We start from the raw sequence: 22,556 nt of genomic DNA, 5'->3' as shown, positions 1-22,556 counted from the left end.
GTTTAGAATCCTCTTAGTAAAGCAACCCGGAGTTCCAGGCCGCTTTGGCCAAAAATGTCAATCCAAGACCGACGGAAAAATACACTCCCATCGGAATGGGGATCCCTCTTATGCTTTCTCCTTTTTTGCGGGTTCCCAGGGTGATCGCAAGAGCGATCGCGTAGGATGCATTCAGAAAGAAAATCCACCAGGGGTGTCCCGCTAAGAACGCGAAGCAAGGGGCAAAGACCGCGTCCGCAAATCCCATTCCGTGCGGGAATAGAAAATGAATCGCGAAGAAAGTGCATAAGAAACACCCGAAAACGATCCAATCTGATTTTCCCGGAATACTCGAATCCATCAAAAAATTTAAGAGTATTCCGAGGGCGAGAACGAAGGGAAGATTTTCATAATCCAAGGAAAATTTTTTCCAATCCGTAACGGAGGATACTAGGAGGTGGCCGCAAAGCGCAACGAATACCAAGGAAGCTAGGAACTTCCCCGAAAAGAAAAAGAAGATCGCAAAAAGAAAACCGAAAGACGCTTCGCAGAGGGAATAGAGAGGGTTGACCTCCGCTCCGCAATTCGCGCATTTTTTTTTCGAAAACCAATACCCTAAGACGGGTAAAAGTGCGAGTCCGGCGATCCTGGTACCGCAGGATTCGCAGGCCGACGGCTCGGTCAATAGACGAAGCAGTCGTGCCGAAAAGGATCCTGTTTTTCTCTCCGGGCCGTAAAAGAAGCGAAGAATACGAAACGCGAGAGTAGAGTAAAAACTTCCCAAGGAAACGGAAATCAGGAACCCTCCCGCCCATTGGAGAAGGACCGACACGGCGGATTGCGGGATGAATTCCAAACTAGGATCCAAACTCCGTTCAGGCTCCGGACAGATCCTTCAACGCGGCGATTCCTCTTTTCAAATTTTCCCATTCCGAAGCGAAACTGATTCTGATATGATTCGAGGAATCGGTGAAAATGTATCCCGGAACGAGTATCAAACCTTTTTCCTTGACCGCACGAACGATGAAATCCTCGTCTTTTTCCTTGATCTTTAAAAAGAAATAGAAGGCGCCTTGGCTTTTTTTGACCTCGTAGTGGTCCTTTAGGTTTTCATAAACAAAGTCGCGCTTTTCCCTATAATCGTCTATGTACGAACTCATATCCGTTTTGAGCGCTTCGATTCCCATCCACTGCGTTACCGAAGGGGCACAAACGATCGTATATTGTTGGAGGGTCGTGAGCGCGCGTATGATCGGCTCCGGAGCCAGGATCGAGGCCAATCTCAGTCCGGTCATGCTGTATGTTTTGGAAAATCCGGATAAGGTGATCGCTTTTTCGTAAAAGGAACCTACGGAACGGAACTGTTTGTCGTAATCGAATTTTTCGTAGATTTCGTCCGAAATCAGATAGGCTCCCGTTTTTTCCGCCAGGTCGGCCAATCCGGTCAACTGGTCTTTGCTCAATACGGTTCCGGTCGGATTGGAGGGAGAAGAGAAGATGATGATCTTCAGTTTTTTGTCCTTGAATTGCGCCAGATCGGGCGGCTCGAAATTCTCCGAGATCGTATGCATTTTGCCGCCGTAAATCTTGATGTATTCCGGATACATCAGAAAGTAAGGAGAGACGACCAGGCATTCATCCCCTTCGTTTAACAACGCATTGAAAAGTAACAAAAAAGCGGAACTGATTCCGGAAGTAACCAACACCCGTTCGGGAGTCGCGTAGGGAATGGAATTTTCGCGCTTGTATTTTAATGCCAGCGCCTCCCGTAATTCCGGAATTCCCGCCGTTAGGGTATATGCGGTCTTACCGTCTCTCAGCGCCTTGACTCCGGCCTCCACTATGTTTTCCGGACAAGGAAAATGAGGTTGTCCGATGGACAGATTGATCGGGTTCTTCAGAGTCCCCGCCAATTCGAAGGCTTTCCGAATGGCGGAAGAATTCAGGCCGCGAATCCTGTTTGCAAGGGCGTATTCGAGTGTTGACTGGCTCATAAGGGAAGGGTACCGGGCAACCGGTTCGGGTAACAAACGGAAATTCGTTCGGTGATCCGAATTTTTTTTGGGAGAAACGGTTGGGAATCCCAACCAACAACAGGGTCTTCTTCCGGGAATTCGGATTGCCTCCGAGTCCTAGTCTTTCATTTTGGAGACATGCAAACCGTAGAAATCGCAGGATTGAAAGTCCCAGTATCGAAAAGTGGAAACAACTCCGGAAGCCTAGGTTCCGATCTCGTTGAAACGGATTCCACGGTCCGCAATCTTCAGAACATCCTGTATCCTATGTTGGAAGGAAGACCCGTGCTTCTCATCGGAGACGCCGGCGTTGGGAAAAACGCCCTGATCTATTATATCAACCATAGACGGAATCATCCTACTTCCCGTTTCAGTTTTAACGAAGACACCCTTCCCGAAGATCTGATCGGATCTTACCGTCTCCTGCTGGATGGCAAAGGATTCGCTTGGGCGGACGGCCCGTTGACTTCCGCAGTTCGTTCCGGTGCGACTTTCGTGGCGGACGAGATGAACCTATGTCCTCCTCATGTGATCAAAAGATTTTCTACCGTTTACGAATCGAATTATCTGGAGTTGATAGAAGGGAACGGGGTTAGAATCGGGGCCGCAAACGGTTTCAATTTCATCGGAACCCAGAATCCGTCCGAAGGTTTCGAAGGACGAAAACCCTTGCCCTTCGATATCACTCGTTACTACTCCGTGGTGTACGTGGATCCTCATAGTCCCGACGAAATCCTCTTCATCTTAAACAAACTCTATCCGGAGATGGGAACCGAACTTCTCAAATCCTGCATTCGCATCTCTCTGGAAACCGAAACCAGGGTGGTCTCCGGAACGATCGGAAAAGGGGACCTGGAAAAATACCATTTCAATATCCGGAATCTAAAACGGCTCTGCGCCCGTATCATCGGCCTGAAAGCGAAAGAACCGGAGTTACTCTTTAGAGAATTATGGAATTTTTATATAGAACCTTTCCGGAAGACTGAGGATCGAATTTCCCAGAAGGAATTGATTCTGAAGGAGATGGGCTTGGGTTCCGTTCCGTCTCTTCCGGAGCCGAAATTCGAGATTCATAAAGGTTTTTTATACTGCAACGATAAGCAAATTCCTGTTTCGGACGAAACGAAGGCGAAGGAGATCCTGGCTCAGATTCCTATGCCTCTGAAACTAAGGGAGTTCGCCGAGAAAGTCTATACTGCCGTCGCTTTTCAGGAAAACGTCCTTATCGAATATTCCGAGGAACAGGATCCTCAACTGATCCTGCCGATGTTTACTGAAGCGAACGGGCTTCCGTTGGAGACGGTCCATCTTTGTAAAGGGATCCACACTTCGGATATCATCGGAGCGTTAAAACCTACGACCGGATCGGAAGTGGGTTGGGTGGACGGTCCCCTCACGAAAGGAATTCGCGAAGGAGGGAACATACTCATCACGAACCTCGAAGCGGCAGGTGCGGAGTTGGTCGAGAAATTGAACATGCTGACGGACGACGCGCGTTCCCTAGTATTGCCCCCGGAAAGCGGCGAAACTGCTCCGATAGCTCTAAAGGAAAATTCCAGAGTCTTCGCCATGAAACTCTTCCGAAAAACGAAATCCACTCCCACGATTTCCCGCGCGTTCCGGAACCGATTTACTTCCGTGTTGTTTCCCGATCTGGAGGATCCGGAAACGCTTCAGGAAATTCTAAACTTCTATCTCCCCGAAGGCGACCTGGTCGAGAAAATGTCCGATTTTCACGCGAAGATCAAGGATTTATCCAGGAAGAGAACCATCGGTTCCGCGAATCTCATGCCTTATACGTTCGGGCTGTCGAATCTTCTGCATTGGAAGGATCATATCCATCGCTATGCGGATCCTAAGGCCGGAACGGAAGGCTTAAAAGAAGTCGCGTTCCGAGGCGGGAAGATCGCCTACTCCAATCAGATCTCCGATCCTGCGGAACGTAAGGAGTTGGAAAGAATCCTGGAATTCCAACTTTCCGGAATCGAAATCGTCTCCGAGTTCTTCCAAGAGTTGGAAGAGAAGAAAAAAAAAACTCTAACTCCTTCTTCGGCGATCGAAAAGAGCCGCTGGTGGGATCCGGAACTCCATAAAAGGGAACCCCTTACCGGAAAAGCCAAATTGAAAAATTCCGGCGGAGAATTGCGGAAGGGATTGGAGATCAATACCCCCCCGACCGGAGGTTCTGTCAAGGAAGGAGCCGATGCGTGGTACGGACAGGAGACCCGCGGAAACATGGGCCAAGGAGAACCTGCGGGAGGAGGGGGTGCCTGGGGATTCCGGACCGAAGAATTGTACAAAGCATTTCTCGCAAAACGCAGGATTCTTTGGGAATATACCGTCCAGGCTTCCCTAAAGGAATTCAAGGAAGTGTTCGGCCGAAACCTGGAGGAGGTCGAGCTGAATCTGGAAAGACTCTTCGACCCGGAAATCGATATCAATCGGATGTACCGAAGCGAAGGCAATCGGATCGACACCCGCAAATACATCTCCTTCCTTTCCGGCAAGGGGGACTCCAAGGTATTCGATAAAACCACGATCGACAAGGACGAGGAGAAATTAAAAGGGGTGGAAGTGGCCTTTTTGGTGTCGAAAGCGAGGAGGATCTTCAATTTCGAGTACGCGGTGGCCACCTTGTCCGCTATGCTTTCTTCGGCCCATATCTTGGACGAGCATGATGTGAATTTTTCGGTGACTGCTTATTCCGACCGTTTGAATCGAAAGGACAGGATCGACCTGGTGGAAATCAAGAGGATAGACGAGCCGTACGACGCGAAAAAAGAGGAGGAAATGTTCGATTCTCTTCGAAGCGACTGGCAAGGGGATTCTATCGAAGAATACCAATTGCTGGAGAAAATCGAATCCTACTTTTCCCCGGAGGCCCAGACTAGGATCCTGGTCATGATCTCCGATTTTCGAGGACAAAGAGGAAAGGCGGAGATCGAGCACGAGATCCAATCCCGGGATAACCGGAGATTGAAAGCCGAGATCTTGAAACATTCGAATAAGAATTACGTCTTTCTCGGGGTAGGTCTCGGAAGACGTTACATAGCGGAGCATATTTTTCCGGATTCCATACAGATCACTTCGGAAAATTTTTACAATATGCCTAATTTGATAGGGGCGGAACTGGGAAGACTGATTCTTACTCACCATTCGTCCCGGAACTAACCGAAGGCGGCCTTTTAGGTCGCTTCACGATCGGAAATGGGAAAGAAAAAGGAAGAAACCGGACCCCAACCTCTGGTAAACAAAAAGGCCAGATTCAACTTCGAGCTGATCTCCTTCATCGAAGCGGGCATCGTTTTGTCCGGATCCGAGGTAAAAAGTCTTCGAGAAAAGAAGGCGAATTTGACGGACGCTTTCGCTAAGATCAAAGGCGGAGAGGTGTTTCTGGACAGTTTTTCCATCACTCCGTATAAGAACGGGGGTTATGCGAATCACCCGGAGATTCGTCCAAGAAAACTTCTGCTCAAAAAGAAAGAGATCGATAAATTGGACAGACAGATCAAGGAAAAGGGCCTGGTGCTGATCGCGACCAAAGTTTATTTCAAGGACAACCGCTGGGCGAAAGTCGAATTGGCTTTGGCAAAACCGAAAAAGCTCTACGATAAGCGGGAAGACCTGAAAAAAAGCGACGCGAAGATGGAGATCGCAAGAGCGATCAAGGCTAAGAATTACTCATAAACATGGCCGCTAAGAGAAATACCGTACCGGTCGTAAGTATAGTCGGAAGGCAAAATGTCGGAAAGTCGACTTTGTTCAACGCCCTTGTGAAAAAGAAACTGGCCATCACAGAGGATTATCCCGGAGTCACGAGAGACGTACTCCAAGCCAGAGTGCTGAACCGGGAAAAAGGAATGGACTTTCATCTCTGCGATACTCCCGGACTGGACATAGAAAAACCGGACGGTCTAGACGAGGCGATCCTAACCAACGCGTTCCGCCAGCTTTCCCGTTCGGACTTGGTGGTCTTTCTCTTGGATCTGCACGAGGTGACCGCCTACGATTCCAAGTTGATCGACAAGTTCCGGAAAGATCCGGAGTTGACCGAGATACCGATTTTATATTGCGTGAACAAAGTCGACAACCCGGAAGACGAGGAGGACCTGGACCAGTTTTATCGGTTGGGTTTGTCGGAGCTTCTGCCCATCTCGGCCATGGGAAGAAGAAACCTTTCTTTGTTACTGGAAAAGATCGCCTTCTTGCTACCGAACGCGAAGCGTCACGTGACGAAGACCGAGGAGAACGAGGGAGCCAAGGACGTTTCCTACGATTTTCGATTGGCCATCGTCGGAAAACCAAACTCGGGAAAATCCAGTCTTCTGAACGCTTTGTGCGGAACCGAGAGGGCAGTGGTGAGCGACGTGGCGGGAACGACCCGGGATTCCGTGGACACTACCTTGGCTTTCGGCGGGAAGCAAATACTCGTCACCGATACCGCAGGGATTCGCAAAAAATCCGACAAGGGAGAAGCCCTCGAATTCTATTCCTACCAGAGGACAAAACGTGCGTTAGAGAATTCGGACGTGGTAATCCATCTTTTGGATGCACTGAAAGGATTCGGGGAATTCGACAAAAAGATCGTCTCATTATTGCAAGAGGCCGGAAAACCCTTTTTGCTGGCGGTGAATAAATGGGATACGATCCAGGAAAAGGACGCGAAGTCCTTCGACGCATACAAGGAAAGATTGTATTCGAGGCTGCCTTTGTTAAAAGAAGTGCAGATCATTACCTTGAGCGCAAAGGAAAAACAGAGAATTCATAAACTGATGGAATTAACCGTGGACCTCGCCGAGAGAGCGAATCGTAAGATTTCCACTTCGGAGTTGAATCAGTCTCTTCGCGCTTGGATGACCGAGGCGGGAAGGTCTTTTTCCGCGGATCGTCCGCCTAAAATGCTTTATTCCACCCAAGTTTCGGTTTCGCCCTTTCACCTCGTACTTTTCGTGAACCATGTGGATTACTTTAAGCAGAATCTTCTGTCCTTTCTGAAAAAGAGACTTACGGAAAAATACTCCCTCCAAGGGATCCCGATCCGACTGGAACTGAGGTCCGATCGAAAATGAGTTTCGAATCCCTCGCGATGATCCCTGCCTCTTTCGTTTTAGGTTCCATACCTTTCGGGTTTCTGATGGCTAAATTCTTGGGCGGAATCGACATCCGAAAAGAGGGGAGCGGAAATATAGGCGCTACGAACGTAACAAGGCTCTTGGGTTGGAAAATCGGTTTCCCCGTCCTTCTACTCGACATAGCAAAGGGTGCGCTTCCGGTACTCCTCGCGAAATATCTCTTTCCGGATCGAACCGACATACTCCCTCTTCTGTGCGGAATCTCCGCGGTTCTGGGCCACATATTTTCCCCTTTTTTAAAGTTTAAAGGGGGAAAGGGGGTTGCTACCAGTTTCGGAGTCTTTGCCGTGCTTGCTCCGGGATCGATCATGATCACTCTGATCGTTTTCTTAAGCCTGAAAAAGATTTTCGGATTCGTTTCCCTCGGTTCCATCGGCGGAGCGATCGCTTTGCCGATTTCCTATTATTCGCTTTCTCTAATAGAAGGGAAAAACTTCAATACTCCGATTTTTTGGGCTACCGTATCCGTCAGTTTGACGATCCTCTTTTTACACAGAACCAACCTGATACGATTGGTTAAAGGAAAGGAATTTACCTCCGATAAAGAGAAATACCACCGGGACCAAGAATAAACTTTTCCTAAAATTTCCGAAAATCAATTTTCGGACCGGATTCGAACTAAGCCGCGGATAGAACTTCCAAAAATTTTGCCGGCCTCTTCCTCTTCAGATCCATTAAAGTCCATTCTGTGCTTGCCTGACAGGCGAGTTTCCCGTTCGACAAAAGAATTTTCTGTTCGAAGACTGCTCTCGTGGGGGAAGCGAGAATCAAATCCGATTCTATGGTAATCTCTTCCGGATACGATATCTCTTTTAGAAATTTCAGATTCAGATTTAGGATCACGGGGCCGAAACCCTTATCGGCGAATTCCTCCATGGGGGCTCCCCAGGCTCTCATTGCTCTCATCCTGGCCTCGTCCAGATAGCCTTGGTAGTTTTTATTGTTCACATGACGGTTCGAGTCCAGCTCGTCCCATCGTACGTTTAAGGAATATTTATGACCTTCCCTGATCTTTTGCGTCCGTACAGCTTCCATATCCTTATTCCTTGTAGTCCAAGAATTGTATTAGAAATTTATAAAAGTTCTCCACCGGCTCCAAGGATCCGGTAGCTCTTCCCACGAGCAGGGAGCCTCTCCAAGCGGTTTCTAAAAATAAGGCAAATTCCCGATTTGAGCCGGAGATATTCAGATTTTTGAATGCCCTTGCCTTTTGGATCGCCGAGGTCAGTTGATCCAGGGCGGAATCGAAATGGTCGTTTAGGGTTTTTTGGAGGAAAGTTTCCGAATGGCCTAATTCTTGGCCGAACACGTTTACGAGGCAGGATACGCCTTCTTTCAATAATTTCTTCTCTAATCGAATTCTTTCTCTGTACAAATTCAAAAGGGAAGAGATCGGATCATCCTCGGTTTTCCGGAGAATCCGTTCATTCCATAAAATCGCGTTTGCGGAATAATATTCCAAAGCCTCGGAAGCAAAGTCCTGCTTGGTCGGAAAATAATTATAAAAGGAAGCCTTAGGAATTTTGGCCTCGTCCGCAATTTCCTGAATTCCTGTGGCGGAATATCCGAATCTGCGAAATCGATCGATCCCCTTGAGGATGAGAGTATTTCTTTTCTTCTTGGCTGATTCGGCGCTGATTCTCATGTAAAATTAATATGACCAAATGGTCGTATTAATCAAGTCTTTTTTCTGAAATTTTGAACGCTTGTTTTACGGTTGAAATCGTTACGTTCCTTGTTAGAATCTGCCAGGATTACCGATGATTCATAAGGAAATCGACGAAAACAGAACCAGAGAAGAAAAAATTCTGAGCCTGAACCAGTTTTTGGAAGGACATCCCGAACTGGAGATCCAGGATTTTTATAAATGGTTGTACTTCGGGGAATTCGGAGAGATCGTATTACAGGAGTTCTTCGGGGAAAAGAAGAACGCACCTGCGCTTCATTCCATGCTGGAAGATCTAAACGCCGATGCCGACTTGGAAAAAGTTCCCGAGAGGGTTTGGGAACCGCTGGGTTTCAGTCAGAGATATCTGATGGTCTACCTGACTCCGTACGTCAAGCTGGAATATCCTCTGATGAGGATCGTCAATTTGATGCAGAGATCTTCCGCTTTCCAAGGCTATCGTATGAGGTTTAAGTTGGATTGGATTCTGTTAAAAGATGAGATCGTTTCTAGGAACACCGCCTTTTCCAAACAGGAATTTGTCAACTTCGAGGATAGGATCCAATTTCACCAGCTTCCCGAATTGGATTTTACGAATTTGTTCAAGGCCCGCTATCCGGCGGCCTATAGAATCGTCGCTTCCAAACTGTTTTTCGAATATTTTCCGGAATTCGCACAGGAACCCAAAGGATTCCGATTGATGGACGATATTCCTTTATCGGATCATAACGTAAAAAACGAGGACGAGGAAATGATCTATCCTCGTTGGGAAGGGGAGGCGCTTTGAGAGAACCCGGTAGTCAACGGATTCTGACTTTCTTAGAAAGTTTTTTTCACTTTCTCCATCGTCATTTTTTCTATTTCATCATCGCCTCCTACATTTTGGGCGGTTTTTTCCCGCGATTCGGATTGGCGATCCGGGATACGGATTTCGGTACTTTCCGTTTGTGGGGCGGGGAAGGGATTAAAGTTTCCTTATCTTTGCTCCTGCTCTCCCTCTTGCTTTTCAACGCGGGTTTGGGAATTCAGAAATCCGAACTTTTGAATCTGTTCAGAAATCCGAGGCTTTTGCTGGTCGGACTAACGGCAAACCTTTCCATACCGATCGCCTTTACGTTCGTGGTCTCCTACCTGATGGTGTTGTGGCACAATCCCGACGAGGTACAGAACATCCTTGTAGGATTGGCTTTGATCGCCTCCATGCCTATCGCGGCCTCCTCCACTGCTTGGGCGCAAAAATCCAACGGCAATCTGGCCTTGAGTCTAGGGTTAGTCGTCTTTTCCACGGTCTTAAGTCCGTTGACGACTCCGATCGGCCTGCATTCCGTAGGCTTTATCACCACCGGCGAATATTCGGAGCGTTTGCATGAAATTGCCGAAAACGGGATCGGTGCGTTTTTGTTTTTGTCGGTATTGCTGCCGACCTTGGTGGGGATCGGACTTCATTTCTTAATGAAGAGAAAATATATAGAAGGCGCCAAAAAACCGATCAAGGACGTAAATCTACTGAATCTTCTCGTTTTAAATTATTCGAATGCTTCCGTGGTTCTGCCCGGAGTGTTTTCCGAACCCGACTGGGATTTTTTAGTCGTCATCCTGATCATCACGGGAGGACTTTGTGCCTTCGCTTTTTTTACCGGTTTCGTTCTGGCCCGGATTTTGAAAAGCTCGGGGGAGGAGCGGTCGTCCTTGGTTTTCGGTTTGGGAATGAATAATAATGGGACCGGTTTGGTTTTGGCTTCTCTTAGCCTTGCCGGTTATCCGTCGGTAATGCTCCCGATCATTTTCTATAATCTAGTACAGCATATCGTCGCCGGTTATGTGGATCGGAAGTTGTCTCCGGATCGGTTTTAAGGCTTTACAATTCATTCTTAAAACGATATACTTCGAAAAAAAAGGAACTTCGCAGAATGTTACAGGAAATAAACGCATCCGGAAGCAACAACCGGGCCGCTAGACAGTTTTCACAGTCGGAATTCACGATCCGAAATATGCCGGACCGTCTTCATCCTCTCACCAATATGGACAATGTGGTCACCGGTCCTAAGAGTATCGCTCAGGTCGGGGTAAACACGGACGATCAGGCTCTCCGTAGAGGCTATCTGATCGATCTGAACGCTTAGCTTTTTCTCTAAAGACTCCCGGAACCTGTCGAGATTCCGGATTTAAAAAAGGGAATCGAAAATTTTTCCGCAAATTCTGAAAGCCCTATCGGTAGCTTATTCGGGTCTCCATGAAAAATCTTCTCTTCCTTTTTTTCGTTTTGCCGTTTTTGTCCGCGTGTCATTCTTTGAGGCCGTCGGCTTCTCCCGTTCCGATGACTCCGAACTCAGTCTTCCAATACGGACGTTTGGATTCCGATGTGTTCATCGCTATCAACGAGAACCTTACCGTTCTCGGAATCAATCGGGAGAATCTGAATTTTATCGTGGTCTTGGACGGAAAGATCCTGAATTTTCGCGACTTTCGCGGTCAATACGTGTTCAGCGCGGATGACAAGGCTACCCAATTCGTCTTTACCAAGAAGAGCGAATTCCTGACGGAAAAAGGGATGAAGCATTCGCCGAAGCTGGTCCTAGGATTCCATTATCTTTGGGAAAAGGAGTACCAGGAGAAGAACGGTCTGTTGTACCAGATCGACCCGTTTTACGTGGTCTTAAAAACTTCCGGAAAGGATTCGTTAATCCATAGGTTCGAAATCCCTCCGGATCTGCAGACGAACGGGGATAAATCCGTTTACGTTTCCCTAGCGGGTACCCTGGTCGAACAAGATACCGTTCTGACAGTCATCAATCCTGTATTGAAAATCAATAATTACAAAGATAGGGAGAGCAATCTTTCCCATACGTTAAATAGCCTACAGTTCCAAAAAGAGAAAGTGAATTTGGAGTCCTTGCGGAATTACATTCTTTCCAAAAATCTTTGAATCCGATCGCCGATCGGCTTTCCGCTTCGAAAGGCATCGTCATCCCCTCGGTCGAAATTGGATTTGAATCGTCCGGTCGCTTAGCCATTTTGGCGTAAGGAGTCTTACGATTTGAATCCTAACGCAACAGCCCCCGTCAGATTTTTCGTTTTGCTTGTGATCTCCATGGTTTCCTGGGGATTCGCTTGGCCGTCCGCAAAGGTTATCGTAGGAACCTTGCACCCGAACGTGATCATCTTCTGGCGTTTTTTGGCGACGGCTCTTTCCGTCGTTCCGGTCCTTCTTTGGAAAAAGGAATCTCTACGCTTGCCGGACAAGAGAACGACCCTGCTCGTATTCGTAGGGGCAATCTTGTATACGATCTACAACCAATTTTTCCTTCTCGGATTGAGTAGCGGTTTTGCCGGTGCGGGCGGCGTGCTCGTCACCACGATCAATCCGATTTTCACCTATCTTCTCGTCCACTTGGTGCAAAAGCAGATTCCTAACGGAAAGGACTTTTTCGGCCTAGCTCTGGGACTTGTCGGCGGGCTGGTGCTATTGCGTATATGGGAAAAATCCTCCGAGGGAATTTTACAATCCGGGAATATTTTCTTTTTATTATGCGCTTTCAGTTGGGCTTTTCTCAGCCTGAACAGTCATAGCGCCGGACAGAAAATATCGCCTTTAGTCTACAGCTTTTACGTTTTTGCGATAGGGGCGGTTTTCGACTTTCTTTTGGCCATACCGTACGGGATCGAACGCGCTTTTCTGAAAGGATGGGAGTTCTGGAGTCAGATCCTGTATCTTTCCGTCGTTTCCACCACGTTCGGAACGACGGTGTATTTCTATGCGGCAAGTCGACTCGGTTCCCGCATCGCGAGTTCCTTCATCTTTTTGGTTCCCGTAACCGCCGTTTTGGGCAGTTGGATATTTTTAGGCGAAATCCCGAATCTTGCCACTCTCACCGGCGGAACCCTGGCCATCTTGGCGGTACTGATTTTGAATCGGACAAAAAAGGAAAAGATCCTAACCGACTAACCTTACTCGAAGCAAATGACTTACCCCCATCTCGCACGGCAATATTGGCTTCCGATTTTTGCGATCTGAAATCCTTCCGAATATTCTACGATCATTCTGGATTCCTTAAGATCCTCCAGAATGGGTCGAAGTCTCCGTTCCGATTCCGAAACTTTCAGCTCTAGATCCCTCATGGTGAGAAATCCCCCGTACTGGGTGGAAGTAAAGATATCCTGAAGAATCTGTGTCGATAGCCCGTCCATCAGTTTAAATCCCAGAAAAAGTCTTTGTTGGTAAGTTCTTCGGGCTCCGAAGCTACATTTCGATCTCGGGGATTCGTTTTCTCTACATACAGTCCGTAGGCTAGGCGTTCCAAGTCGGTGGTTTCTCGTTCCCAATATTCCTCCGTTCCGAAATGAGGAAACGCGTTCGGAAAGGAAGGATCTTCCCACCGTTTCGCGATCCAAGCGGAGTAATGGATGAATCGGAGTCCTCGCAAGGGTTCCACCAAGGAAAACCACCGATCGGAAAATTCGCGGAACTCCCGATAGCCTGCCAGAAATAATTCCCGTTCGTAGTCCGCACGGGAATCACCGAAAGGTAAAAGCATCCAGAAATCCTGTACTGCGGGACCGGTCACGAAATCGTCGAAATCGATGAAGCAAAAGCCTTCTTCCGTACGGATCAGGTTTCCCTTGTGACAATCCCCATGGATCCGATGGAAGGGAACGTCCCGGGAATTTTCTGAAAAGGATAAGAAGACTTTCCTGGCCGCATCCTCGTATCGCTTTCGCAAAGGCCTAGGGAGGAACTCCTTTTCCAATAGGAACCGGAGCGGATCCTCGCCGAAGTTCCGGACCGTGAGTTCCAGTCTGTTTCTCGCTCCGGCAGAGGCTCCTATATTATGGATTCTTGCTACAAGTCTTCCTAATATAGGTAAGGAGGTCTCGTCCAATTCCTCGACTAAACGACCTCTCTGCGCCGGCCAGAGTGCGTAGTACATTCCCAAGGTTTCCCGTATCGTCGCGCCCCCTTCCAAGGCCATCGGTGCGATCACAGGAATTTCCGCGCGAGAGAGTTCCAGCAGAAAGGAATGTTCCTCCGAAATTTGCTCCATAGTCCAGCGGCCGGGGCGGTAGAATTTGACGATCAAATGACCGCCTTCCTCCAATCCCACGTCATAGACTCGGTTTTCCAAACTGTTTAAGGCTAGGCAGTGTCCGGAAACGGAATACCCGGCATCTTCCACTGCACTTAATACGGAGTCTATGCCTAACCGATTGTAAAATTCCGTTTCTCCTGCTTCCATCTTACTGGTCCGATCCGGCCAAAAGTTTTCTTTTAAGACCGGAGAATTCCTTCAGAATCGCACCGAGAAAAAGCTGCGATTTGCGGGATTCCTCCAGAGTGTCCTTGTGCCTAAGGATATAGACTTCCGTTTTCCGGATCAAGTATCGCAGATCTTCCCAGGTTCCTAGAGTTTCCCGGAAGAGAGCCGTCAGATTTTCGTAAGAGTCCTGTTTTCTCTCCGGAGAAGAAAACTTGGATCGTATCGATTCTATCGTGGTGAGCAATTCTTTCCGGAACTGCCCGGGGGAACCCAACAGATTTTCGTTCAGCGTTTCCGGTTTCCAGGCGGGAAACTCCTTCCAGAATTTTCCATGCACCGGAAATCCGGAAAGGATGGAATACGCTTCTTCCGGTCCAATATTCTTCACGTTTTCGATTTTAGCTCCCTGAGTATTCACGTTGTAAACAGGAAAATCCAGGGATTTGGCGGATTCTTCGAACCAATGGCGGTACAGATCCAGAACATAATCGGTCAGAACCTCTCCCCCGGTTACCGAGGGAACATATCTCGTATCCCGTTTGCGAACGACCGCCTCGTTGATCTTTTCCAGGCTGGTTTTACGATTCAATAGTGTGAGCCATTTTTCGTTGTGATGTGTTCCAGTGGAATGGATTTCCCTTCCGGAGTAGGCCAGATCTTGTCCGACCAAAAAGCAGGGTTTGCATCCCAGACCTCTCAGCAGGTCGAAGGCGGTGGTCGCCACGCTTCCCCCCGACTGCACGTCTCCGATCTGTCCCAGCAATGCTTCCGCGCTCCTGCTTCCTGCAGTAGCTTCCCTTTTGAGCTCTCCGGAGGCGTCCACGAGATATTTCGCGGTGAGACTATGTACCACCGAACGAAATTTCAAATTTCTTAATATAGGAGGGGAACTGACCAGATCGGCAAAAAGAGGAATCGCTTCCGAATCCTCCCCTAAAAAGTGGAATACGGAATGAGTCTGGGCGTCGAGAGTCATAACTCCGTCCGGTACGATTCCATGTTTTAACAGAACCTTCAAAGAAGTGTCGCAGGAAAGGATGAAAACCTTATCTTGCACGGAGCGGATCCATTCGCACTGTCTGCGAAGGTTCGGACCGGCGGATACGAGAAGAGAGGGGACTCCTTCGAAACGGTTCTTTAAGGATTCGATCCTCGTCTTCGGATTGGGCGGAGAAAGAAAGTTCGCGGTGTTTACGAGAGAATTCTTCACCCAGATCCGTTCGAATTCGAACTTGGTTAAGAGATCGCTCATCTTGGAGGAAAGGATCTTACGGAGTCTCGTTTCGACTTCCGCATAATACGTCTCGTTTCCGGAGACGCTTGCCGCGTTCCTGACGATTCGGATTCCCGAAACCCTTTCCACAGGAAGGGATTCTAGATAATTCCAAAGAATGGACAGGGAACCTTCTCCCAAAAATAAGTGACGACCCGGAATGTCCATCACCGGCTCCAGCCAATCCTTCCAAAGAGGAAAAAGGAGTTCCTTCTCGCCGTCGATTAGCAGAAGGATCTGCCCCGGTTCCATTTTCAGATGGGTTTCCTGAATCAGGTGAGGGTTTCCTAATCCTAGAACCGCGACGAGATCGGTAGGAACGATTTTCACCTTCTCCAATTGCCGGACCGCTTGGGTACGCGGAGAGACCGCGCTGGCCAAAGCCCTTTCGTTCCGGGAAAGAAAAACTTCTCCTTTCGTTTTTGCTTCTTGTAGGCGAAACGGGGAAGAGCTCCCTTCCGGTTCTCGGAAATAGAGCGCTAGGTAAGGTTTTTTCCCGAATATTTCTCTTGTTTTTTCCGGGAGATCGTGGGACATAATACTCCTAGGCATTCCAGAGTCTGCCCGATTCTGGTCACTTGCAATCAATTTCCCGAAGAAACAAAAAAAACCATGTATCTTAAAAGCCTGAATATTGTTGGATTCAAGACATTTGCGGACGAGACGGAAGTCCTTCTCGATCCGGGATTTACCGCAGTGGTAGGTCCGAACGGTTCCGGTAAATCGAATATCGTAGACGCTTTAAAATGGGTCTTCGGAGAAAAATCCGCCAAGGGATTGCGCGGTGAAAAAATGGACGACGTTATCTTTCACGGGTCCGAGGCTCGTAAGCCCGCAGGTTACGCCGAGGTCAGCGTAGTCTTCGACAATTCCTCCAAGCTCATCAAGATGGATTACCCTACGATCAAATTGACTCGTAGGCTTTATGCGGACGGAACCAACGAATATCTCATCAACGATTCCAGAGTACAGCGCAAGGATATTGAGAAAATTCTAATGGATACCGGAATCGGAAAATCCAGCTACTCCATCATGGAGCAGGGAAAGGTGGATCGTATTCTCCATTCCAAGCCGGAGGAAAGAAGGCTGATCTTCGAAGAGGCCGCAGGAATTTCCCGTTTCAAAATGGAACGCCAAGAGGCGCTCAAAAAATTGGCAGATACCAGCCAAAACCTTCTGCGAATCCAGGACATCATCGGCACCATGAAAAAGGAGATGGAAGTCAAGGAAAAGCAGGCGGAAAAAGCGGAGGAATATTTCCGTCTCAAACAGCAGCTGGACGAAACGGACAAGATCATTCGATTCATCAAATACGACACTCTTACTAGGAAGTTGAACGCTTCCGAGACCGAGCTGAGGGATGTGAAGGAAAAGAACCAAGTTCTGTTGGAACGCATCTCGGCGGAAACGGGACGGATCGAATCCTTGGATTCCGAAAAATCCGATTTGGAAAAGAAGGTTGCAGAGATCGATAAGAAACTTCTGGACCATTTGACCCAAACCCAGATCCAGAAGGATAAGGTGGAAAGCAATAAGGGAATCATCCAGGATTACCAGGATCGGATTTCGGAGATTCGAGAGTCCTTATCTTCCGAAGAATCCTCTTTGAGCGTCCTTGTTTTGGATAAGGAAAGAGCGGAAAAGGAAGCGGTGGAACTGGAAGGCCAGATTCGGAACCTAGAGGACGCGATTGAGGAACTCAAATTGCAAAAGACGGATCTCGAAACCGAGATCGACCTCGAAAACGCTTCCATCCAGGAAAAAGAGGGTCGGATCAGTTCCAATGACAAACGACATCTGGAATTGCGGGATCGACTGAAAGAGGTAGTCTTCGACCTCATTAGCCAATTGGAATCCAGAAAAAAAGAGGCTCAGGAATCGGAAACTCGGCGGAAAGAGTTGAAGGAGATTCTGCTTTCGGAAGCGGACCGTCTGCATACCGTGGGTTTCAATCTCCGTTCCGAATTGGAGATTTCCTTCACTCCCGAAAACAAGGCCAGAATCCTTTCTCTCGCATCCGAATTGCAGACCGAGGAGTTTTGCAGTCGTCTTTCCCAGTATTTTTCTTTGGAGGACGGACTCCGGAGTCTCTTGTTCGACCGGGACGGATTCCTTTCCCAAAAGGAAGGCTTGGACCAGGAGTTGGAGGATTTGATTCTCGAAAACGAGAATCATACCAGATCCATCAAGGAATCCGGAGTTTCCATCGAACTTCTGCGGGAAGATGTGGAAGGGAACAAGGAAAGAACCGTGGACTTTGAAAAAAGGATCCTGGAACTGAATTCCGAAAGAAACGGAAAGATAGAAAGCTCCAAGTCCATTTCCGAGAGAATCGCGGAAGTCGAAAAAAGGATTCTTTCCGCCAAGGAATCCACCAAGACCCTCCTAGTCAAAAAGACGGAATTCGAAAAGGAAGTCGCGGACCTGGAGTTGCAGATCGAAAACAGGTATAACGAATTCCTGGAAATGAGTCGGGCCCTAGACTCAGAAAAAGAGGCCCTGCGTCATATCGTCCGAGAGATCCAAGGCTTAAAGAACGAGATCCAAAAGAACCAAGAGGATTATAAGAACCTATTCCCCGTATTGACGGAAAAGGAAAAAGCCGTTTCCGTTTTTCGCGTACAACTGGAATCCTTTTCGGAGGAATTGTACAACGATTATTCCATTTCGGAACAGGAACTTTCCGACGAATTCAAGGATAAGAAATTCGAAAGAGGGGAGAACGAATCCAAATTAAGAAAATTGAAATCGGAAATCCAAATGTTGGGTTCCATCAATCCTCTTTCCATCGACGAATACAGGAATATCAAGGAAATCTACGAACACCATCGGTCCCAAAAGGAAGACATAGAAAAATCCAAAAACGATATCTCGGAAATCCTGAAGAACATCAACGAGGAATCGGAAAAACTCTTCCGAGAAACGTTCGAAAAGATCCGGGAGAATTTCCAGGAAACTTTCTCTACTTTGTTTAACGGGGGTAGGGCCATTCTGGAATTGGTGGAAGGAGAGGATAGTCTAAACGCGGGAATCGAAATCATGGCAGAGCCTCCCGGCAAGCACGTCCAAAATCTCAGATTGCTTTCGGGAGGGGAAAAATCCCTGACGGCGATCGCGTTATTGTTCGCGATTTACATGGTAAAACCCTCTCCGTTCTGCTTTTTGGACGAGATCGACGCGGCGCTGGACGAAGCGAACAAGCTAAGGTTTTGCCAAATCCTGGATAAGTTCAAAGACAGGTCCCAATTCGTAGTGATCACCCATGCACAATCCACGATCCACCGTGCGAATTCCATCTTCGGGGTCACGAACGAAGAGCCTGGAATTTCCAAGATCGTCAGCCTCCGACTGGACCAGGCAAGGGACTTTGCCGGAAAGGTTTCCGAGGCAGTCTAATTTTTGATGCAGCCGAAATCCGACGAACTTGTCATAGCAGGGAGGTCGTTTCGCTCCAGGCTTTTTCTGGGAACGGGAAAATTCTCTTCCGGACAGGCGATGGAGGAAGCCATACGTTCCTCCGAAACGGAAGTCGTAACCGTCGCTTTGAGAAGGGTGGACCTGGAATCGAATTCCGACGATATTCTTTCCCATATCGATAGAAAGAAAATCCTACTTCTTCCCAATACGAGCGGAGCGAGAAACGCAGAGGAAGCGGTACGATTGGCCCGCTTAGCGAGAGAGCTGGGGGCGGGGAATTGGGTGAAGTTGGAAGTTACGCCGGATCCGGTTTATCTTTTACCCGATCCGATCGAAACCCTGAAGGCGGCGGAAATCCTCGTAAAAGACGGCTTTATCGTATTGCCTTATATTAATGCGGATCCTATCCTTTGCAAACATCTGGAGGAGGCGGGTTGTGCGACCGTCATGCCGCTGGGTTCTCCGATCGGAACGAACCAAGGGATTAGGACCCTTGCCAATCTGGAAATCATCATCGAACAATCCAGGGTTCCGGTCGTCGTGGACGCCGGATTGGGAGAACCTTCCCACGCTGCACAGGCGATGGAACTGGGGGCGGACGCCGTTCTGGTAAATACCGCAATCGCGATCGCAAAAGATCCGGGGAAAATCGGGCTCGCATTCCGGCTTGCCACGGAGGCGGGAAGGATTTCCCATTTGTATGGATCCGGCAGAGCGGCGGTGCGAAAATCCGCAACTGCTTCCAGTCCTTTGACCGGATTTTTAGAAGAAGAAAATCGTAATGTACACGGAACTTTTTGATTCCATTCCTTTTTCCGAAGCCATAACTCGGGTACTGTCCAAAACAAAAACGGATGTGGAGTTCGCGCTAGATCGGTCGGCATCGGGTAGGGCAGTCGGTTTCGAGGATTATCTGGCTTTGGTTTCCCCGGCGGCCGATTCGTATTTGGAGGAAATGGCGAACTTATCCAGGTCCTGGACGAGAAAGAGATTCGGAAATACGGTCTCCCTGTTCATGCCGATGTATCTTTCCAATGAATGCCGTTCCTCCTGCGTTTATTGCGGATTCAGTTTCGAGAATAAGATTCCCCGGCGGACGTTAAGCGAACCGGAGATCCGTCAGGAAGCGGGCATCCTGAGAAGGAAAGGGATCCGCCACCTTCTCTTTCTGACGGGAGAGGAATACTCCAAAACGAATTTAGAATATATTAAAAATGCCGTCCGCATTCTCCGGGAATTTTTCGACTCGGTGTCCATGGAGATCTATCCTCTCGACACGCAAGGCTACGCGGATCTGATTGCAGAGGGAGTCGAAGGATTGGTGGTTTATCAGGAGACCTACGATCCGGATGCGTATTCTTCCTATCACCTCCGGGGCATGAAGAAGAATATGAGATACAGATTGGAAGCGCCGGACCGCGGAGGTGCCGCCGGTTTCCGAAGGATCGGCCTGGGAGCGCTTTTAGGACTCGCGAATCCTTACGGAGAAATGTTCAAACTGGGAGAGCACGCATCCTACATTTCCAAAAAGTATTGGAGAAGCACGGTCCAAATCTCTCTCCCCAGAATGAGGCCGGCCGAAGGGGATTTTCACCAAACCCTTCCGGTTTCGGATCGGGAATTCGTCCGATTCCTATTCGCCTTACGATTGTTTTTGCCGGATTCCGGGATCGTGCAATCCACCCGTGAGTCCTCTAAAATGAGGGACCATCTCGCCGGATTGGCGGTCACTCAACTCTCGGTGGAATCCAGAACGGATCCGGGAGGGTATTCCGGAGGAACCGAACTCAAGCAGTTCGAAATCGAAGATATTCGGACGATTCCGGAAGTCTTCGCCATGCTGCGCGATAAAGGACTGGATCCGGTCTTTAAGGATTTTGATCGGGGATTTCTGGTGGGCGCCGAGAGTTGATCGCTCTCTGGAATCGGATGTTCCGATTCCTTAGCGCCGCCGAATTCCTTACTTCTTCTCTTTCGCTTTGTATGCGTTGATCAAACAGTTGTTGAAAGGAACGCATTGGTTGGCGTGGCTTTCATAACACTGTGTGACTGCAGGAAAATTTTTGCGACAAGTAGCGAGACAGCTTGCAGCCGCCTTTGGGCGTTCTTCCGCAGTCAGTTTCTTCTTTGTTTGGGATTCCACACAGTTCGTGTAGAAGTCGCAGATTTGTCCGCAAGCCGGATTTTGCGCGCTTGCGCTCGTGGCGGCAAACAAAACGAATAAGGAGAAAAGGAGGGTGAAAAGCAGATTCTTTTTCATAGGCCTATCTTAAAAAGTGGTAGCGACGCAGGGATTCGAACCCCGGACCTGCGGATTATGATTCCGTTGCTCTAACCGGCTGAGCTACGTCGCCGTCTTTCCTTCATATGAAGCCTTTCCAGACTTCTTCGTCATTTTTTTCGGAATCTCCCTCTTGTCAAAGATTTCTCCAGGGGGAAAACAAGCCATGAATCCATGTTCAAACCAGGTGATCCCAATCCTCCGCTTTTCTTCCGTTGGAAGAGCTGCCTTCCTGAGACAGATTCCTTTGCTCGGACAAGAGGCTTTCCAGCTTTTGTCTACATTTGTTTCCGAATTCTTCCCATAGTTTCCGATCGTTGTGGGAACCTTCGAACTTAGACTGTGCTTCCACAAGAAGCAATTGTCTAGGCAAGAGTTCCTCTTCGATTTCCCGTAACCTGGTTTCCCGTTTCCGTTTTCGAGTCTCTTCCGTTTTCCGGAATTCCTTCTCCAAAAAATCCGGAAGTTTTCTGTCGTTTCTACCGGTGAACTTGTCCACGAGCAAAATGGTTCTTTCCTCGAAGAGGGAATGAATTCCGGAATCGGATTCCGTTTCCGGTTGCTTTTCCGTCCAAGCTTTCAACCTTTCCGCGATGGCCGCCTTGGGAGGCCTTTCCTCTAGACAATAGGATACCAATCTTTCCCAAGCCTCGGCCGAAATTGCTGCGGACAAAAGAAGCTGGAAGGGAACGGAAAAAATCTTCCTGGGATGATGCGCTCGGGTATTCGGATTTTCTTTCGTGATTTCCGAGGAGGAAAGAGCCTGGAGCACATGCCCGTATTTTCCTAGACTTCTTCTGGAAATAAAATCTCCGACGAGTGTGATCGTTTCGTCTTCCAATTCCGTCCAACGGAGTTCCGGAATCCTGTCTCTTTGCGCGGAGCTTGCAAATAGAAAGGCCTCGGGAAGGATGAAATTCTTGGATCGAATCCGAGAACCTTTGCGGGATTCCCACAAATCGGATAAAAGGATGGAGGCGCCTTCCGAATCTTCCGTCCAGGATACTTTCGGAAAGGAAGAGATCGGAAGTTCCAGAAGCTCCGACGCTTGCTCGCGAAATTTTTTGATCCGCTCCGAGACGAGAAAAAAGGTGTCCGCGATTTCTGGTTCGCGGCTGTGAGTCCAGAGTAAAAGACGGTTCTGAAAAACCAAAGGAGGAAGCAGGTCCGAAAGTGCTTTCTTGTTTTGGACGATTTCCATCCGCAGGGGAAATTGTTCCCAACGGGAAATTTCCGACCAACCTTCCGTACCGATCGGAAGAAAAGAAACGGAATCTGCTCCGTTTTCTTTTCCCCATTCCAGCGCCGCAAGTAAGGGTTGAGAGGGATCCTGTTCTTCCGAATTGTTTCGGACCGGCAAATCCTGGGGAGAAGGAAAAATGAAATCAACCTTCATCAGAGAGTCCATGAGTACGTTTTGAGCGGAGTGTACTATTAAAGTACAGGTGCTGGCGGAAAGGCGAGCGGATTCTTGCTTTCGAAAATTCCAGGGAAACCATTGGTGAGGAGTTTTTTCCTGATTGCCTCCACTTCAAGGA

Annotated in this window: 21 protein-coding genes and 1 tRNA gene; 12 read left to right on the top strand and 10 right to left on the bottom strand. The window is 48.4% G+C overall.

Annotated features, from left to right (window positions below):
* Window positions 1-13 precede the first annotated feature (13 nt).
* Together EHO60_RS11730 and EHO60_RS11725 are read right to left on the bottom strand one after the other, a co-directional pair.
* Window positions 14-847 carry a prepilin peptidase gene (locus EHO60_RS11730; protein WP_246028283.1) on the bottom strand — a complete coding sequence of 278 codons (834 nt, stop codon included), beginning with the start codon at window positions 845-847 and terminating at the stop codon, window positions 14-16.
* A 7-nt stretch (window positions 848-854) separates the two neighbouring features.
* Window positions 855-1,973, bottom strand: coding sequence for a pyridoxal phosphate-dependent aminotransferase (locus tag EHO60_RS11725; RefSeq protein WP_135768375.1), 1,119 nt, complete (start codon window positions 1,971-1,973; stop codon window positions 855-857).
* Window positions 1,974-2,132: 159 nt separating this feature from the next.
* On the opposite strand from EHO60_RS11725, the gene EHO60_RS11720 reads away from it, so the two are divergent.
* The 4 genes from EHO60_RS11720 to plsY are packed head-to-tail and all read left to right on the top strand — an operon-like array spanning window position 2,133 to window position 7,698.
* Window positions 2,133-5,165: an AAA family ATPase gene (locus EHO60_RS11720; RefSeq protein ID WP_135768374.1), complete on the top strand. Its 3,033-nt coding sequence runs from the start codon at window positions 2,133-2,135 to the stop codon at window positions 5,163-5,165.
* A 36-nt stretch (window positions 5,166-5,201) separates the two neighbouring features.
* Window positions 5,202-5,681: an SsrA-binding protein gene (gene smpB / locus EHO60_RS11715; protein ID WP_135768373.1), complete on the top strand. Its 480-nt coding sequence runs from the start codon at window positions 5,202-5,204 to the stop codon at window positions 5,679-5,681.
* Window positions 5,682-5,683: 2 nt separating this feature from the next.
* Window positions 5,684-7,063 (top strand): ribosome biogenesis GTPase Der, encoded by a 1,380-nt coding sequence (gene der / locus EHO60_RS11710; RefSeq protein ID WP_135768372.1) that lies wholly within the window; start codon window positions 5,684-5,686, stop codon window positions 7,061-7,063.
* Complete coding sequence (gene plsY / locus EHO60_RS11705) at window positions 7,060-7,698, top strand: glycerol-3-phosphate 1-O-acyltransferase PlsY (protein WP_135768371.1); 639 nt, start codon at window positions 7,060-7,062, stop codon at window positions 7,696-7,698. The genes der and plsY overlap by 4 nt, the downstream gene beginning before the upstream one ends.
* A 46-nt stretch (window positions 7,699-7,744) precedes the next feature.
* On the opposite strand, the gene EHO60_RS11700 is transcribed toward plsY, so the two are convergent.
* On the bottom strand, window positions 7,745-8,161 hold the full coding sequence (locus tag EHO60_RS11700; RefSeq protein ID WP_135768370.1) for an acyl-CoA thioesterase: 417 nt from the start codon (window positions 8,159-8,161) through the stop codon (window positions 7,745-7,747).
* A gap of 4 nt (window positions 8,162-8,165) precedes the next feature.
* On the bottom strand, window positions 8,166-8,771 hold the full coding sequence (locus EHO60_RS11695; protein WP_135768369.1) for a TetR/AcrR family transcriptional regulator: 606 nt from the start codon (window positions 8,769-8,771) through the stop codon (window positions 8,166-8,168).
* A gap of 115 nt (window positions 8,772-8,886) precedes the next feature.
* On the opposite strand from EHO60_RS11695, the gene EHO60_RS11690 reads away from it, so the two are divergent.
* The 5 genes from EHO60_RS11690 to EHO60_RS11670 all read left to right on the top strand — a co-directional run bounded on the left by EHO60_RS11690 (window position 8,887) and on the right by EHO60_RS11670 (window position 12,738).
* On the top strand, window positions 8,887-9,579 hold the full coding sequence (locus EHO60_RS11690) for a hypothetical protein (RefSeq protein ID WP_135768368.1): 693 nt from the start codon (window positions 8,887-8,889) through the stop codon (window positions 9,577-9,579).
* Window positions 9,576-10,646, top strand: coding sequence for a bile acid:sodium symporter family protein (locus EHO60_RS11685; RefSeq protein ID WP_246028282.1), 1,071 nt, complete (start codon window positions 9,576-9,578; stop codon window positions 10,644-10,646). The genes EHO60_RS11690 and EHO60_RS11685 overlap by 4 nt, the downstream gene beginning before the upstream one ends.
* Window positions 10,647-10,702: 56 nt before the next feature.
* Window positions 10,703-10,915: a hypothetical protein gene (locus EHO60_RS11680; RefSeq protein ID WP_135768367.1), complete on the top strand. Its 213-nt coding sequence runs from the start codon at window positions 10,703-10,705 to the stop codon at window positions 10,913-10,915.
* A gap of 110 nt (window positions 10,916-11,025) precedes the next feature.
* Entirely contained in the window at window positions 11,026-11,718 is a 693-nt protein-coding gene (locus tag EHO60_RS11675; RefSeq protein ID WP_246028281.1) for a hypothetical protein, read from the top strand.
* Between the two features lie 111 nt (window positions 11,719-11,829).
* The gene (locus tag EHO60_RS11670) at window positions 11,830-12,738 is read left to right on the top strand and encodes a DMT family transporter (protein ID WP_135768366.1); all 909 of its coding nucleotides are present in this window, start codon (window positions 11,830-11,832) and stop codon (window positions 12,736-12,738) included.
* A 20-nt stretch (window positions 12,739-12,758) separates the two neighbouring features.
* On the opposite strand, the gene EHO60_RS11665 is transcribed toward EHO60_RS11670, so the two are convergent.
* The 3 genes from EHO60_RS11665 to EHO60_RS11655 are packed head-to-tail and all read right to left on the bottom strand — an operon-like array spanning window position 12,759 to window position 15,857.
* Complete coding sequence (locus EHO60_RS11665) at window positions 12,759-12,980, bottom strand: hypothetical protein (RefSeq protein WP_135768365.1); 222 nt, start codon at window positions 12,978-12,980, stop codon at window positions 12,759-12,761.
* Window positions 12,980-14,026, bottom strand: coding sequence for a serine/threonine protein kinase (locus EHO60_RS11660; RefSeq protein WP_135768364.1), 1,047 nt, complete (start codon window positions 14,024-14,026; stop codon window positions 12,980-12,982). The genes EHO60_RS11665 and EHO60_RS11660 overlap by 1 nt, the downstream gene beginning before the upstream one ends.
* A 1-nt stretch (window position 14,027) precedes the next feature.
* The gene (locus EHO60_RS11655; protein ID WP_135768363.1) at window positions 14,028-15,857 is read right to left on the bottom strand and encodes a motility associated factor glycosyltransferase family protein; all 1,830 of its coding nucleotides are present in this window, start codon (window positions 15,855-15,857) and stop codon (window positions 14,028-14,030) included.
* Between the two features lie 75 nt (window positions 15,858-15,932).
* Between EHO60_RS11655 and EHO60_RS11650 the strand changes: the two genes are divergently transcribed.
* The 3 genes from EHO60_RS11650 to thiH are packed head-to-tail and all read left to right on the top strand — an operon-like array spanning window position 15,933 to window position 20,649.
* The gene (locus tag EHO60_RS11650) at window positions 15,933-18,716 is read left to right on the top strand and encodes a chromosome segregation SMC family protein (protein ID WP_135768466.1); all 2,784 of its coding nucleotides are present in this window, start codon (window positions 15,933-15,935) and stop codon (window positions 18,714-18,716) included.
* 6 nt (window positions 18,717-18,722) lie between these two features.
* Window positions 18,723-19,538 (top strand): thiazole synthase, encoded by an 816-nt coding sequence (locus EHO60_RS11645; protein WP_135768362.1) that lies wholly within the window; start codon window positions 18,723-18,725, stop codon window positions 19,536-19,538.
* The gene (gene thiH, locus EHO60_RS11640; RefSeq protein ID WP_135768361.1) at window positions 19,519-20,649 is read left to right on the top strand and encodes a 2-iminoacetate synthase ThiH; all 1,131 of its coding nucleotides are present in this window, start codon (window positions 19,519-19,521) and stop codon (window positions 20,647-20,649) included. The genes EHO60_RS11645 and thiH overlap by 20 nt, the downstream gene beginning before the upstream one ends.
* Window positions 20,650-20,697: 48 nt before the next feature.
* Here the strand turns inward: thiH and EHO60_RS11635 are convergent, their stop codons facing one another.
* The 3 genes from EHO60_RS11635 to EHO60_RS11625 form a co-directional block, all read right to left on the bottom strand.
* Window positions 20,698-20,997: a Cys-rich protein gene (locus EHO60_RS11635; RefSeq protein WP_135768360.1), complete on the bottom strand. Its 300-nt coding sequence runs from the start codon at window positions 20,995-20,997 to the stop codon at window positions 20,698-20,700.
* Window positions 20,998-21,014: 17 nt separating this feature from the next.
* A tRNA-Met gene (locus EHO60_RS11630) sits at window positions 21,015-21,091 on the bottom strand.
* Window positions 21,092-21,196: 105 nt separating this feature from the next.
* Window positions 21,197-22,414, bottom strand: coding sequence for a hypothetical protein (locus EHO60_RS11625; RefSeq protein ID WP_135768359.1), 1,218 nt, complete (start codon window positions 22,412-22,414; stop codon window positions 21,197-21,199).
* Window positions 22,415-22,556 lie beyond the last annotated feature (142 nt).

This window comes from Leptospira fletcheri (assembly GCF_004769195.1).
GTDB lineage: Bacteria > Spirochaetota > Leptospiria > Leptospirales > Leptospiraceae > Leptospira_B > Leptospira_B fletcheri.
Note: the sequence above shows the minus strand (reverse complement) of the source record. Positions and strands in the feature narration are given on the sequence as shown.

Coding starts and splice junctions, on each gene's coding strand:
- EHO60_RS11725 (WP_135768375.1), bottom strand. CDS start 1,973: ATGAGCCAGTCAACACTCGAATACGCCCTTGCAAACAGGATTCGCGGC.
- EHO60_RS11720 (WP_135768374.1), top strand. CDS start 2,133: ATGCAAACCGTAGAAATCGCAGGATTGAAAGTCCCAGTATCGAAAAGT.
- smpB (WP_135768373.1), top strand. CDS start 5,202: ATGGGAAAGAAAAAGGAAGAAACCGGACCCCAACCTCTGGTAAACAAA.
- der (WP_135768372.1), top strand. CDS start 5,684: ATGGCCGCTAAGAGAAATACCGTACCGGTCGTAAGTATAGTCGGAAGG.
- plsY (WP_135768371.1), top strand. CDS start 7,060: ATGAGTTTCGAATCCCTCGCGATGATCCCTGCCTCTTTCGTTTTAGGT.
- EHO60_RS11700 (WP_135768370.1), bottom strand. CDS start 8,161: ATGGAAGCTGTACGGACGCAAAAGATCAGGGAAGGTCATAAATATTCC.
- EHO60_RS11695 (WP_135768369.1), bottom strand. CDS start 8,771: ATGAGAATCAGCGCCGAATCAGCCAAGAAGAAAAGAAATACTCTCATC.
- EHO60_RS11690 (WP_135768368.1), top strand. CDS start 8,887: ATGATTCATAAGGAAATCGACGAAAACAGAACCAGAGAAGAAAAAATT.
- EHO60_RS11680 (WP_135768367.1), top strand. CDS start 10,703: ATGTTACAGGAAATAAACGCATCCGGAAGCAACAACCGGGCCGCTAGA.
- EHO60_RS11675 (WP_246028281.1), top strand. CDS start 11,026: ATGAAAAATCTTCTCTTCCTTTTTTTCGTTTTGCCGTTTTTGTCCGCG.
- EHO60_RS11665 (WP_135768365.1), bottom strand. CDS start 12,980: ATGGACGGGCTATCGACACAGATTCTTCAGGATATCTTTACTTCCACC.
- EHO60_RS11660 (WP_135768364.1), bottom strand. CDS start 14,026: ATGGAAGCAGGAGAAACGGAATTTTACAATCGGTTAGGCATAGACTCC.
- EHO60_RS11655 (WP_135768363.1), bottom strand. CDS start 15,857: ATGTCCCACGATCTCCCGGAAAAAACAAGAGAAATATTCGGGAAAAAA.
- EHO60_RS11650 (WP_135768466.1), top strand. CDS start 15,933: ATGTATCTTAAAAGCCTGAATATTGTTGGATTCAAGACATTTGCGGAC.
- EHO60_RS11645 (WP_135768362.1), top strand. CDS start 18,723: ATGCAGCCGAAATCCGACGAACTTGTCATAGCAGGGAGGTCGTTTCGC.
- thiH (WP_135768361.1), top strand. CDS start 19,519: ATGTACACGGAACTTTTTGATTCCATTCCTTTTTCCGAAGCCATAACT.
- EHO60_RS11635 (WP_135768360.1), bottom strand. CDS start 20,997: ATGAAAAAGAATCTGCTTTTCACCCTCCTTTTCTCCTTATTCGTTTTG.
- EHO60_RS11625 (WP_135768359.1), bottom strand. CDS start 22,414: ATGAAGGTTGATTTCATTTTTCCTTCTCCCCAGGATTTGCCGGTCCGA.